Annotated in this window: 8 protein-coding genes and 3 rRNA genes (1 of these 11 cut by a window edge); 3 read left to right on the top strand and 8 right to left on the bottom strand. The window is 67.4% G+C overall.

From position 1 onward, the window contains the following. Positions 1–7: 7 nt before the first annotated feature. The 3 genes from AKJ08_RS00650 to AKJ08_RS00640 form a co-directional block, all read right to left on the bottom strand. Entirely contained in the window at positions 8–1600 is a 1593-nt protein-coding gene (locus AKJ08_RS00650; RefSeq protein ID WP_050724295.1) for an acyl-CoA carboxylase subunit beta, read from the bottom strand. Positions 1601–1761: 161 nt separating this feature from the next. Further along, a complete protein-coding gene (locus AKJ08_RS00645; RefSeq protein WP_082342491.1) occupies positions 1762–3345 on the bottom strand; it encodes a type IV pilus twitching motility protein PilT in 1584 nt (527 codons plus the stop codon). Between the two features lie 2 nt (positions 3346–3347). Further along, entirely contained in the window at positions 3348–3815 is a 468-nt protein-coding gene (locus AKJ08_RS00640) for a hypothetical protein (protein WP_050724294.1), read from the bottom strand. A gap of 158 nt (positions 3816–3973) precedes the next feature. Between AKJ08_RS00640 and AKJ08_RS00635 the strand changes: the two genes are divergently transcribed. The 3 genes from AKJ08_RS00635 (at position 3974) to dusB (ending at position 6597) form a co-directional block, all read left to right on the top strand. Then, positions 3974–4645: an ABC transporter ATP-binding protein gene (locus tag AKJ08_RS00635; protein ID WP_050724293.1), complete on the top strand. Its 672-nt coding sequence runs from the start codon at positions 3974–3976 to the stop codon at positions 4643–4645. Further along, positions 4642–5499, top strand: coding sequence for an ABC transporter permease (locus tag AKJ08_RS00630; protein ID WP_050724292.1), 858 nt, complete (start codon positions 4642–4644; stop codon positions 5497–5499). Before AKJ08_RS00635 ends, AKJ08_RS00630 begins: the two co-directional genes overlap by 4 nt. Before the next feature lie 69 nt (positions 5500–5568). Continuing rightward, positions 5569–6597 carry a tRNA dihydrouridine synthase DusB gene (gene dusB / locus AKJ08_RS00625; protein WP_050724291.1) on the top strand — a complete coding sequence of 343 codons (1029 nt, stop codon included), beginning with the start codon at positions 5569–5571 and terminating at the stop codon, positions 6595–6597. A gap of 104 nt (positions 6598–6701) precedes the next feature. Here dusB and AKJ08_RS00620 read toward each other — a convergent pair whose 3' ends face one another. From AKJ08_RS00620 to AKJ08_RS00600, 5 genes are all read right to left on the bottom strand, one after another. After that, positions 6702–8531, bottom strand: a complete 1830-nt coding sequence (locus AKJ08_RS00620; protein ID WP_082342489.1) for a GspE/PulE/PilB domain-containing protein — start codon at positions 8529–8531, stop codon at positions 6702–6704. Positions 8532–8655: 124 nt separating this feature from the next. Then, positions 8656–10206: an RDD family protein gene (locus AKJ08_RS00615; protein WP_050724289.1), complete on the bottom strand. Its 1551-nt coding sequence runs from the start codon at positions 10204–10206 to the stop codon at positions 8656–8658. A 397-nt stretch (positions 10207–10603) separates the two neighbouring features. Continuing rightward, positions 10604–10720, bottom strand: a 5S ribosomal RNA gene (rrf, locus tag AKJ08_RS00610). A 120-nt stretch (positions 10721–10840) separates the two neighbouring features. Further along, positions 10841–10957, bottom strand: a 5S ribosomal RNA gene (gene rrf / locus AKJ08_RS00605). A 176-nt stretch (positions 10958–11133) separates the two neighbouring features. Continuing rightward, positions 11134–12619 (bottom strand): 23S ribosomal RNA (locus AKJ08_RS00600) (it continues 1475 nt past the right edge of the window).

Raw genomic sequence — 12619 nt, 5'->3', positions numbered from 1 at the left:
GGGAGAGCTAGAGCGGGATGTTCCCGTGCTTCTTGGGAGGATTGCTCTGCCGCTTGGTCTTCAGCATCTCCAGCGCCTGAATGAGGCGACCGCGGGTCTGCTCGGGGAGGATCACCTCGTCCACGTAGCCGAGCTCGGCGGCCTTGTACGGGTTCGCGAACTTCTCCCGGTACTCGCGCACCAGGCGGTCCTTCTCGGCAACCGGATCCGCCGCCTTCTTCAGCTGCTCGCGGAAGATGATGTTCACCGCGCCGTCCGGCCCCATCACCGCGATCTCGGCGGTCGGGTAGGCGAAGTTCACGTCGGCGCGGATGTGCTTCGACGCCATCACGTCGTAGGCGCCGCCGTAGGCCTTGCGGGTTATCACCGTCACCTTGGGCACCGTCGCCTCGGCGTAGGCGTAGAGGAGCTTCGCACCGTGGCGGATGATGCCGCCCCACTCCTGGGCGGTGCCGGGGAGGAAGCCGGGCACGTCCACGAAGGTGACGAGCGGGATGTTGAAGCAGTCGCAGAAGCGCACGAAGCGCGCGGCCTTCACCGAAGCGTCGATGTCGAGGCAGCCCGCGAGGACGATGGGCTGGTTCGCGACCACGCCGACGGGCCTGCCGTTGAGCCGCGCGAAGCCGACGACCATGTTCTTCGCCCAGTGCTCCTGCACCTCGAAGAAGTGGTGATCGTCCACGACCGTCCGGACGATGTCCTTGATGTCGTAGGGCCTGTTCGGATTGTCGGGGACGATGGTCTTGAGCTTCTCGTCCTCGCGGAAGGGATCGTCCGAGCAGGGCTGGACCGGCGGATCGTCCGCGTTGTTCAGGGGCAGGAAGGAGAGCAGCTCGCGGGTGAGCTGGATCGCCGCCGCCTCGTTTTCCGCTGCGAAGTGCGCCACGCCGCTGGTGGCGTTGTGGGCGAGAGCGCCGCCGAGGTTCTCCTTCGTCACCTCCTCGTGCGTGACCGTCTTGATCACGTCCGGGCCGGTGATGAACATGTAGGAGGTGTCCTTCACCATCGCGATGAAGTCGGTGATCGCCGGGCTGTAGACCGCGCCGCCGGCGCAGGGCCCGAGGATCAGGCTGATCTGCGGGATCACGCCGGAGGCGAGGGTGTTGCGGAGGAAGATCTCCGCGTAGCCCGCGAGGCTCTCCACGCCCTCCTGGATCCGCGCGCCACCCGAGTCGTTGAGGCCCACCACCGGGGCCCCGACCCGCATCGCGAGGTCCATGATCTTGCAGATCTTCTGGGCGTAGGCTCCGGAGAGCGAGCCACCGAAGACCGTGAAGTCCTGGGCGAAGACGAAGATCTGGCGCCCCTCGACGAGGCCGTAGCCGGTGACCACGCCGTCGCCGAGGATCTTCTTCTGATCCATCTCGAAGTCGTTGCACCGGTGGGTGACGAACTTGTCGACCTCGACGAAGGTGCCCGGATCGAGGAGCAGCTCGATCCGCTCGCGGGCGGTGAGCTTGCCGGACTCGTGCTGCTTGGCGATTCGCAGCTCGCCACCGCCGGCCTCGGCCTCCCGGTGGAGCGCCGCGAGCTTGGCGCGCTTTTCCTCCTCGGGCGTCGGGGGAACCCGATCGGAAGCGTCGATGGCAGACGAGGACATTCTCACTCCGGACGGAGGCGCAACCCGGCGAAATTACGAGGTTCGCGCTCCCAAAAAGGGCGCGATCCTAGCAACCGCGGAGTCCAGGGTCAACGACGCTGGCGCCGGGGGATCCACTCGTCTCGAGGTTCAGGCCGGGCCCCGCCAGGAGCGCGGCGGCACTACTTCTCGGCGGCCGGGTCGACGGTGTGCCCCGCCCGCTCCAGCATCGCCTTGAGCTCGGTCCGGGCAACGGCCTTCTTGTAGGCCTCCGCCGGCTCGACGAGGCCCCGCTTGACCAGGTCGAAGAGGGCGTCGTTCATCGTCACCATCCCCTGTGCACGACCGGTCTGCATCAGCGACGGGATCTGGAAGGTCTTCCCCTCCCGGATCATGTTCGCGATGGCGTTGTTCGCGATCAGCACCTCCTGCGCCGCCGCTCGTCCTCCGCCGATCTTCTTGCAGAGCGTCTGCGCGATCACGCCCTTGAGGGACTCCGAGAGCATGGTTCGGATCTGCTCCTGCCGATCCGGGGGGAACTGATCGATGATTCGATCGATGGTCGAGGGCGCCGTGTTGGTGTGGAGCGTGCCGAACACCAGGTGGCCGGTCTCCGCGGTCTCGATCGCGATGGAGATCGTCTCCAGGTCGCGGAGCTCGCCCACGAGGATGATGTCGGGATCCTCGCGCAGCGCGGCGCGGAGGGCGTTCTTGAACGAGCCCGTGTGCACGCCGATCTCGCGCTGGTTCACCAGGCAGCGCTGGTTCTGGTGCACGAACTCGACCGGATCCTCGATGGTGATGATGTGATCGCTGCGGTAGCGGTTGATGTAGTCGATCATCGCCGCGAGCGTCGTCGACTTCCCGGAGCCCGTGGGCCCCGTGACGAGGACCAGGCCCTTGCTCAAGAAGCAGAGGTCGAGGATGGCCGGGGAGAGGCCCATCTTCTCGGCGGTGAGGATCTCGTTGGGGATCTGGCGCAGCACCGCGCCGATGCCCATCCGGTCCGCGAAGACGTTCACGCGGAACCGCGCCTTCTCGGTCTCGTGGGCGAAGTCCGTGTCGTGGATCTCGGTCCACTCGCGCTGGTTCCGCTCCGGGGCGATGCTCCACAGCGCCGCCTGGAGGCGGTCGGGCTGGAGCGTGCCGTACTCGGGCACCGACACCATGTCGCCGTCGACCCGCAGCATCACCGGCGCGTGGCTGGTCAGGTGGAGATCCGAGGCCTTCCGCTCCAGCATGAGAAGGAGGAGCTGTTCCATCATCGCCCGCGGGTCCGCGCCGAAGACGACGGGGACCACGGGTTTCGGCGCAGGCGCCTGGGCGATCTGGATTTGCGAATGTTCGGGGACGGGAGCCGGCGGAGGCGTCGGCGCGATCCCGACGCCAGGCATCGAGCGGCCCGCCGGGGCGAAGGGATCGAAGCCGCTACCGAATGCGCCCTCCTGATCCGGGGCAGCTCCCCTGCCGCGCGGCTGGATCACGGCCCTCACGCTCGCGCCTACCCTCTCGAGGACGATCTCCACCGTGCCCGAGGGCGACCGGTAGTCGAAGCGGGTCGAGCCCTGGGTGGCGAGGCTCGCCGAGTAGCCGTCCGGCGCGATCTCCGCGAACAGGCCGAGGATCTGCGGCGAGGAGAGGGGCTCCCGATACACCGGGCGCTCGCGATCCCCGTTCCGGATCAGCGCGGTCGTGCCGGTCTCGAACACGAGCTCGGAGGCGGATTCCTGGAAGACCTTCGAGAGGACGGAGTCGATGCGTGCCATGTTCAGCCCTGGACCTGCGCCACGCTGAAGATCCGGCGCTTGTTGACGAGCGCGATCCGCCCGCCGTCGACGAGCGCGATGAACGAAGGCGCCCGATTGAGGAAGTCGACGAGCCGTGCCCGTCCGGGAGGCGCGCCGTAGGCGAGCCGTCCGCGCACGCGTCGTCCACCCACGAGCCGGATCTCGACCTCCACGCACTCCTCTCCCGGCGCGTGGTCCTCGAGCTCCTCGAGCTCCGGTTCCACCCACGCCACGGAGATCTGGCTCTTCCCGAGGATCGCGATCGCGTCGGACTCCGGATCCAGCACGGGGAAGAACTCCTCCGAACCGTTCAGCAGATCCGAGACTCGCTCGACGCCGGCGTGTTCCCTCGCCAGGTCGCCCAGGAAGACAGCGTAGCGATGGACCTCGCCGCTCGGGTCGGCGATCTCGATCGGCGTGCGGCGCTTCGGGATGCGGAGCTCGTTCATGCCTGCACCTGGGAGGGGAGGAGCGGTCCGGGTCTGCTTTCGCGTCCTGGTTACCACAAGTGAACAGACCGCGCTCGGTCGGCTCGCGGGCGCTTCGTCACGCGAACCGGCGCCCGCGCGATTGCCAACCGGAAGCGGCTGTCATACGTCAGCGGGCGATGGAGCATGGCGAGCCGCTTCTCGTGATGGAAGGCCTGGGCCGGCGGCTCGAGGGCAGCTGGATCTTCCGGGGGCTCTCGTTCGAGGTCCGCGCGGGCGAGAAGCTGGCGCTGGCAGGTCCGTCGGGTGCCGGTAAGACCCTCCTGCTCCGCACGCTCGCCGGACTCGATCGGATGGACGAGGGCGAGCTGGAGCTGGAGGGCGTTCCGTTCCGGCAATGGAGCGCGCCGGCCTGGCGGTCGCGGATCTGCTACCTCCACCAGCGTCCCGCCCTCCTCCCCGGGACCGTCGAGGAGAACCTGAGGCGCCCGTTCCTGCTGGAGGTCCATCGAGGGCGGGAGTTCGACCGCGAGCTCGCGGAGGAGTTGCTGGGAAGGCTCGGCCGCGATCCCGCGCTCCTCACGCAGCGGGCCTCCACGCTCTCCGGCGGCGAGGCGCAGATCGTGGCCCTCGTCCGCGCGCTGCTGCTGGCGCCGCGGGTCCTCCTCCTCGACGAGCCGACGGCGTCCCTCGACCGCGAGACCGCCGGCAGAGCGGAGACCGTGATCGACGGGTGGATCTCGGAAGCGGAGGGCCGCGCCCTCGTGTGGACGAGCCACGAGCCGGCGCAGCTCGAACGGATCGCGAGCCGGCGCATCGAGCTGCCCCGATCGCGCTCGGAGGTCCCGTGACCTCCACCTACGTCTCCCTGAGCGTCGTCGACCTCGTCCTCGCGTCCCTCCTGCTCGCGATCAACTTCGCCCTCTCCTTCGCGCTCCGGCTTCGACTGGGGATGCCGCTCCTCGTCGCGTCGGTCCGCATGACCGTGCAGCTCCTAGTGATCGGCCGCGTGCTCAAGTGGATCTTCGCGCTCGATCGCCCCCTCGTGATCCTGGCGCTCGCCGTCGTGATGTCGACGCTGGCCGGCGTCGCCGCGGCGGGAAGGACCTCCCGGCGCTTCGCGGGGATCTATTGGGACAGCCTGGTCAGCGTGCTCGGCTCGTCCTTCGTGATCACGGGGTTCGCGCTCTTCGGGATCCTCCGGGTGGAGCCCTGGTACGAGCCGCAGTACCTCGTGCCGCTCCTGGGCATGGTGCTCGGCAACACGCTCAGCGGGATCTCCCTCGCCACCGACCGCTTCATGGAGGGGATCTCCGACCGCAGGGACTCGATCGAGACGCTGCTCGCCCTCGGCGGGACGCGCTGGGAGGCGGCCCTCGGCGAGGTGCAGGGGGCGATGCGCACCGGCATGATCCCCACCCTCAACTCGATGGCGGTGATGGGCCTGGTGAGCCTCCCCGGTATGACGACGGGCCAGATCCTCGCGGGCGCCGCTCCCGGTGAGGCCGTTCGCTACCAGATCGTGATCATGTTCATGATCGCCTCGGCGACCGCGCTCGGGATCCTGGGCATGGTCCTCCTCGCCTTCCGGACCCTCTTCGACAAGCGGCATCGGCTCCGCCTCGACCGCCTCGCCGAGCCCAAGGACGCCGCGAGCCTCCTGCGCATCGCGTCGAGGGGATGGACCAGCAAGTTGCGCCGATGACGCATTGCCGGTAGGAAGTCGCCGACTTCGCGGACGATCCTGCTGCCGCGAGCGGTTTTGGCGACGACGATGCGGATCGGACCCCACGAGCTGAAGAACCGCTGGATTCTCGCCCCCATGGCGGGGATCAGCGAGATGCCCTTCCGGAGCCTCGCGTTTCGGCTCGGCGCCGGCCTTTGCCCCACCGAGCTGGTCTCGGCCGAAGGCCTGATGCGGGCGTCGAACCGCACCATGCGCTACCTCCGCTTCGACCCGAAGTGGGAGCGGCCGTTCTCCGTGCAGGTCTTCGGCGGAAAGCCGGAGGTGCTCGCGGAGGCGTCGAAGGTCGCGCGGGATCACGGCGCCCAGATCATCGACGTCAACATGGGCTGCCCGGTCCCGAAGGTGACCAAGAGCGGCTCGGGCTGCGCGCTCATGAGCGACCCCGACCGGGCGGCGGCCGTGATCACCCAGATCGCGGAGGCCACGGGTCTGCCGGTCACGGCGAAGATCCGCGCCGGAATCGACTCCCGGAGCATCAACTGCGTCGAGGTGGGCCTCGCCCTCCAGGAGGCCGGCTGCCAGGCCGTCGCCCTCCACCCGCGCACCCGTGCGCAGGGCTACTCGGGTTCCGCCGACTGGACGCTGATCAAGCGCCTCAAGGACGCGCTGCGGATCCCGGTCATCGGCAACGGCGACGTGAAGAGCGTCGCGGACGCCCACCGCATGCTGGCCGAGACCGGCTGCGACGCCGTGATGATCGGTCGCGGCGCCCTCGGCAACCCCTGGCTCTTCCGCGAGTTGGAAGGCGGCAAGGGCCCCACCACCGCAGAGCGGCACGCGCTGGTGATGGAGCACTTCGAGCAGCACCTCGCCTTCTGCGGCGACGAGCGGCGCGCGGTGCATCAGTTCCGCAAGCACCTGGCGTGGTACGCGAAGGGCCTCGTCGGATCCGCGTCCTTCCGCTCCGACGCGATGCGGATGGAGCCGGCGAAGGAGCTGGAGGCAGCGCTCGACGCCTTCTTCTCCACCGCCGTCCTCGACAGGCGGGTCACCGGCTCCAGCGAGAACGACGACCTCGACGACGACGGCGTCGACTACCGCGCGGCCTTCGGCTGAGCGACGCCTTCGGCTTCGGTAGTTCCCGGGCTCGAACCGCCAGATCTTCGTGGCGCCGAGCTATGCTTCGGCTCCGCGCGCGCTCGTGAATTCTTGACGAGCTCTCAAGCGCTCGACGCGGCCAGACCTCGTGCCGCTGCCGAGACGCCCGGATCCTCGTCCCCCGCGAGCACCGCGAGGATTGGATGCGCCGCGTCGTCATTGCAGGCGCGAAGGAGGTGGGCGACCTGGTGCCGGGTCCCCGGGGCGGATGAACCCGCCGCGATCTTCAGCGCCGGGAGCGCCAGCGACCCGAGGGCCTCCAATGCACGCGTGACCCGATGGAAGCCGGGCGCGCGATCGGCCGCCTGGGCGGGCTGGCCGGGCAGTAGCGCGACCAGCACCTCCGATGCGAGCGTCGCCACGGGCCGGAGCTCGTCCAGCGCGTCGGAGAGCTCGGCGTCTCCTCGGGCAACCAGATAGCGCTCGACGGCGCGGCAAGCGGTCTGGAGCGGAATTCCGACGTCCAGGGTGCCGGAGCGGATCGCGGCGACGCGCGCCGGCTCGATCCCTGCCGCTGACGCGATGGCCGCCGGCCCCGGCGTTCCGAAGCTCAGCGTACCTTCCCGGCGCAGCTCGGGCCCTGGCGTCGCGACGGGTCGCGAATTCGGGGCTACGCTCGTCGGGGGCATCGGATTCGACGCGAGGCTCGGCCCCGGCGTGGCGGTCATCGCGATCGGGGCGAGGCTCGGGCCGGGCGTAGCGGCTCCCGGAATCGGAGCGCCGATCGGCCCAGGCGTCGTCGCCGAGCGCGCCACCGGGATCGGGGCGCTGATCGGCCCCGGAGTCGTCTGCCGGCTCGCCATCAGATTCGGGGCGCTGATCGGCCCCGGCGTGACACCGAGGCCCGCACCGCCGGCCTCCCCCATCGCGTGCTTTCGAGCGAGGATCATCCGCTCGAGGGCCGCTCCCACGGCCTGCGCCACCTGCGTCACCTGCTCGACCCGGGCCGGGGCGACTTCCTCGGGCCCGTTCTCCGCGTAGAGCAAGGCGACCGTCCGCTTGGCGATCGAGATCGGCTGCACCAGCACCGACCGGGGCGAGGGGCGTCCGATGCCCGAGAGGAGCTCGCGATCGCCCTCTTCCTCGGAGAGAGGGCCGAGGAATCGCCCCCCCTTGCGCGACACCAGCTGCAGGACCGACGGAACCTCCAGAGAGAGGACGAGCTGCTCGATGCGAGCCGCTGCCCCGGGATCGGATCCCAGCGCGTCCCAGCCGAGCGCCCGGTTCCCCTGGACGACGAATGCCGACGTGAAATCGAAGAAACGCCGGGTGAACCGCAGGAGGACCTCGATCGCGTCGTCCCGATCCGCCGCCGCGGCGACCCTCGAGAGCGCCTCGTCCTTGGTCCAATCCGGCACCTCGGAGCGCGAGAGATCCGTGCTGGACGAGGGAGAAGCCGCCGCGGGCCTCTCCCGGGTCGAAGCGCCGAGTCTCTGCGCGAGCTCGTGGAAGCGAGGCGCCGCGGGATGGCCGAAGAGCTGCTCCATCGCGATCCGGACCCGGAACTCGGGCGCGACGTAGGCGACGATTCGCTGCGAGAGCAGGAAGGCCATCTCGTCCAGGTGGGTGGCCTCGACCGGATGGCTACACGCCATGTGGAGCGTCCGATCCTCCTGGTCGAAGGGGACGACGCCGTAGCGCTCGGCCAGGCGCAGGGGGAGCACCCGCCGCAGCGACTCAGGCGGAGAGGACAACGCCTCGGGCGGAGCCAAGGGGAGACCGCTGGCGCGCGAGAGATACACGCCGAGGGTCTCCTCGTCGATCGAGTCGAGCTCGAGGAGGCTCGTGTCCAGCGCGCCCCCGAGGAGGATCTGCCGCTGGAGCGCTTCTTCGGCCGCATCCGGGGCCACGACTCCGCCACGAACCAAGAGGCCAGCTAGAAAGAGAGGCATGCTCGGCAATCTTCACTTGGCGCGACGGCCCCGTCAACGAACGCGTGTGGAGACCGCTCTGCAGAGAGCGAAAAACCCAGCATTTCACGCGCTCCACCTACACTTCGCGACAGCCCGCGCGAGCTCAACCCCGGACCGTGGCGGTTCCCGCGATCATGTCGTGTAAGGTGCGACCATTTCGATCGACCAGCGCCCAGAGCGGCCCGACCAGGAACATGAGCGTGCCGAGGATCGCCAACGCAGCCCGCAGGGCTGCACGCCCGATCCGCGGAGTGCCGCCGCTGAGCGTATCGATGGAGCGAAGCCCTGCGACGCTCTCCCCGAGCGTCTTCCCGCCCAGCCCCCAACAGAGCGTGAGGTAGACGAAGGCGCAGAGGCTCCCGAGCACCATCGGGATCGAAGGACTCGCGCGGTGGAGGCTCGCGCCTGCCGCTCCGGCCTCCCCGCTCCCTACCGCGCTCAACCCCGCAGCGAGGATCGCCACGGTCATCGCGACGAGCACCGCGACGTCCACGAGCCACGCAGACGCTCGTCGCGACACCGGGACTCGCTGGCTCTCTCCGGACGACACCGATCGTCGCAGCGGCCTCTCGACCTGAACCCGTTCCTCGGAACCGACGGGCCCGTCGTCGAGCTCGAGCGCGGCACGCAGAACGATGTCCGACCCCGGACCGCGCGACGGAACATCGCCCAGGAGGGGTTCGGAGGAGCCCACGCTGCCGTCGCCGAGATCGAGAGGCGCGCGCAGAATCCTGTCTGACTCCGGCCCGCGCGACGGAATTTCGCCCAGGAGCGGTTCGACGGAGCCCACGCTTGGTTCGCCGAGCTCGAGCGGCGCCCGCAGAATGCTGTCCAGTTCGGGCCCGCGCGACGGCCTCTCGCCCAGTAGCGGTTCGACGCGGAGCCCGAGCGGGGCACGGCGAATGTCCGCCGACGGCGACACGCGCGCAGCCACTTCACCCAGAGGCGGCTCGGTGGAGTCCGCAACCTCGTCGAGCTCCAGCGGCGGCCGCACGACGCTGGCCGGGCCTGGCCCCTGAAGCGAAAACTCGGTCTCCGCCTTCACGCCGTCGAGAACCGTCGAACTCCCCTCCGAATCCGCCGCCCCCTGCCCCGGAAGACTCGCCTCCTGGAGCGCGACGATCCGCCGAGAAAGGACCTCCCCGCTGGGGTGGTCGGGGTTCTCCGCGAGGAGCCTCTCGTAGAGCGCAGCCAGCGCGCCCTGCTTCCCATGGCGCGCCGCCAGATCCTCGAGTTCCCGGACCGGCGCCGGGTCGAGCGGCCTCGCAAGCAGACATTGGCCCAGCATGTCGAACGCGAGATCGACCTCACCGTCCGAAATGTGCGTCCGGGCTCGCGCAAGGAGCGCGTCCGAAAAGGTCAGCCGGCGCTGGACCCCTTCCGAGACCGATCGAATCGCGGCCGCGAGCCTCGCCTCCACCTCCGAGAGAGGAGAACCGGTCTCCTCTTCGCCGCCGGACGCATCCTCCAGCTCGCCACCACGATCCCAGCTCACGCGAGGAGCCCGCGGCACCAGACGTCGGTCGATCGGCAACTCGCGAGAAGCGGCGTCCGAGAACGGCGAGCTCCCGCCGTCCCGAGAGAGCCGGCGATCCATCGCGACCTCACTCGCGAGAGGCGATTCCCAGACGAGCTCCTCTCCGGGGAGCGGCATGATCCCTCCGCACGCTCCACACCTTCCACTCCCCGAAGAAACCTCGCCACAACCCGGACAACGCATCGCAAACCTCTGAGCGTCTGAAGGAATCGGTCCCGGGTGAAGCGGGCCCGACTTCTTCACCGCGTTCCGCGCGACCGCACCCTTTTCTGGCTCCGCCTTCGGCTTCGCGTGCGCGGGAACGCCTTTTCCCCACGTCCGCTCCGCCTTCGGCTCCGCCCAGCAGTGTCGATGGGCGCGTGCCGCGGTCAAGAATCCGATCTGTGGCTATTTCGAAGCGGCCGTCGACCGGTCACGGGAGGCCGGCCACGCGCTCGACGCGGTCGGCAACGCCCCGGAAAAAGCGAAAGCCCCCAGCGTCTCTCGAAAGAGTCGCTGGGGGCTCGCAAATAGAATCCGGCGGCGTCCTACTCTCCCACACGGTCTCCCGTGCAGTACCATCGGCGATGAAGGGCTTAACTTCCGTGTTCGGGATGGGAACGGGTGGGACCCCTTCTCCATTGCCACCGGAAAATCGGCGGTTTCCCTACGGCAGGGCCGCAGGTGAACCAAAATCGTATTAGACTGTAACGAAGGAAGACGCGACAACTCCAGCGCCACTCGAAAGAGTCGCTAGGGGCTCGCAAATAGAATCCGGCGGCGTCCTACTCTCCCACACGGTCTCCCGTGCAGTACCATCGGCGATGAAGGGCTTAACTTCCGTGTTCGGGATGGGAACGGGTGGGACCCCTTCTCCATTGCCACCGGAAAATCCAAGGTCTCTCTACGGCAAGGCCGCAGAGGAACCAAAAATGTACCACATACGAAGGAAGGTTCCGGTCGGAGCCGGAAAAGCACGAGTCGGATGCAGTTCGTGATGCGTCCAGGTCGTAGACTTCGACCTTGGCCTCGAGCCGCCAGTGCCTTTGGCGGTCAGAGGAATGGGTAACCAAGCCTCACGCTCGATTAGTACCGGTCAGCTCAACACGTTGCCGTGCGTACACCTCCGGCCTATCAACCTCGTAGTCTTCAAGGGAGCTTCAGGGGCTTTCGCCCGGGAGTCGTAGTCTTGAGGTGAGTTTCCCACTTAGATGCTTTCAGCGGTTATCTCGTCCGTACATGGCTACCCAGCTATGCCACTGGCGTGACAACTGGAACACTAGAGGTACGTTCAACCCGGTCCTCTCGTACTAAGGTCAAGTCCTCTCACGACTCCTACGCCCACAGCAGATAGGGACCAAACTGTCTCACGACGTTTTGAACCCAGCTCGCGTACCGCTTTAATCGGCGAACAGCCGAACCCTTGGGACCTGCTCCAGCCCCAGGATGCGATGAGCCGACATCGAGGTGCCAAACCTCCCCGTCGATGTGAACTCTTGGGGGAGATAAGCCTGTTATCCCCGGAGTACCTTTTATCCGTTGAGCGATGGCCCTTCCATTCAGAACCACCGGATCACTAAGACCTGATTTCTCACCTGCTCGACCCGTCGGTCTCGCAGTCAAGCACCCTTATGCCTTTGCACTCGACGCCCGGTTTCCAATCGGGCTGAGGGTACCATCGCGCGCCTCCGTTACATTTTAGGAGGCGACCGCCCCAGTCAAACTACCCACCAGCCAGTGTCCTGCGCCCGGATTACGGACGTCAGTTAGACACCAGAATCCACCAGGGTGGTATTTCACCGTTGGCTCCACCGAACCTAGCGGCCCGGCTTCAAAGCCTCCCACCTATCCTACACAAGCAAACCCTAGTGTCACTGGCAAGTTGTAGTAAAGGTTCACGGGGTCTTTCCGTCTTGCTGCGGGAAAACTGCATCGGCACAGCTATTTCAATTTCGCTGAGTCCCTGGTCGAGACAGCGCGGCAGTCGTTACGCCTTTCGTGCAGGTCGGAACTTACCCGACAAGGAATTTCGCTACCTTAGGACCGTTATAGTTACGGCCGCCGTTTACCGGGGCTTCGGCTCACTGCTTCGCTTGCGCTGACAGATCCCCTTAACCTTCCGGCACCGGGCAGGCGTCAGACCCTATACATCCACTTATCGTGTTAGCAGAGTCCTGTGTTTTTGATAAACAGTCGCTACCGCCTATCCTCTGCGGCCTGGTTCGGCTCGGGGAGCAAGTCCCTCTACCTACTCCAGGCCCACCTTCTTCCGAAGTTACGGTGGCAATTTGCCTAGTTCCTTGACCAGAGTTCTCTCAAGCGCCTTAGGATTCTCTCCTCGCCCACCTGAGTCGGTTTACGGTACGGGTACCAACATGGCTCCACGCGCGGCTTTTCTTGGAAGCGTAGGATTACCGACTTGTGGTCTTACGACCTCGTCGCCTGCCTCAGCGTAATGGCCTCGCCTTTTTATCGTACGAGACCCGCCTACACAGGAAAACCGGGACGTCCAACACCCGGCTCGGCTACCTTTCTCCGTCCCCGCTCGCTT

It is taken from the genome of Vulgatibacter incomptus (assembly GCF_001263175.1).
GTDB lineage: Bacteria > Myxococcota > Myxococcia > Myxococcales > Vulgatibacteraceae > Vulgatibacter > Vulgatibacter incomptus.
This window is presented reverse-complemented; position numbering and strand designations above follow the sequence as displayed.

Bases quoted from the DNA above. Each gene is read 5' to 3' on its own strand.
- AKJ08_RS00650 (WP_050724295.1), bottom strand. From the start codon at position 1,600: ATGTCCTCGTCTGCCATCGACGCTTCCGATCGGGTTCCCCCGACGCCC.
- dusB (WP_050724291.1), top strand. From the start codon at position 5,569: ATGCGGATCGGACCCCACGAGCTGAAGAACCGCTGGATTCTCGCCCCC.
- AKJ08_RS00615 (WP_050724289.1), bottom strand. From the start codon at position 10,206: ATGCCGCTCCCCGGAGAGGAGCTCGTCTGGGAATCGCCTCTCGCGAGT.
- AKJ08_RS00645 (WP_082342491.1), bottom strand. From the start codon at position 3,345: ATGGCACGCATCGACTCCGTCCTCTCGAAGGTCTTCCAGGAATCCGCC.
- AKJ08_RS00620 (WP_082342489.1), bottom strand. From the start codon at position 8,531: ATGCCTCTCTTTCTAGCTGGCCTCTTGGTTCGTGGCGGAGTCGTGGCC.
- AKJ08_RS00635 (WP_050724293.1), top strand. From the start codon at position 3,974: ATGGAGCATGGCGAGCCGCTTCTCGTGATGGAAGGCCTGGGCCGGCGG.
- AKJ08_RS00640 (WP_050724294.1), bottom strand. From the start codon at position 3,815: ATGAACGAGCTCCGCATCCCGAAGCGCCGCACGCCGATCGAGATCGCC.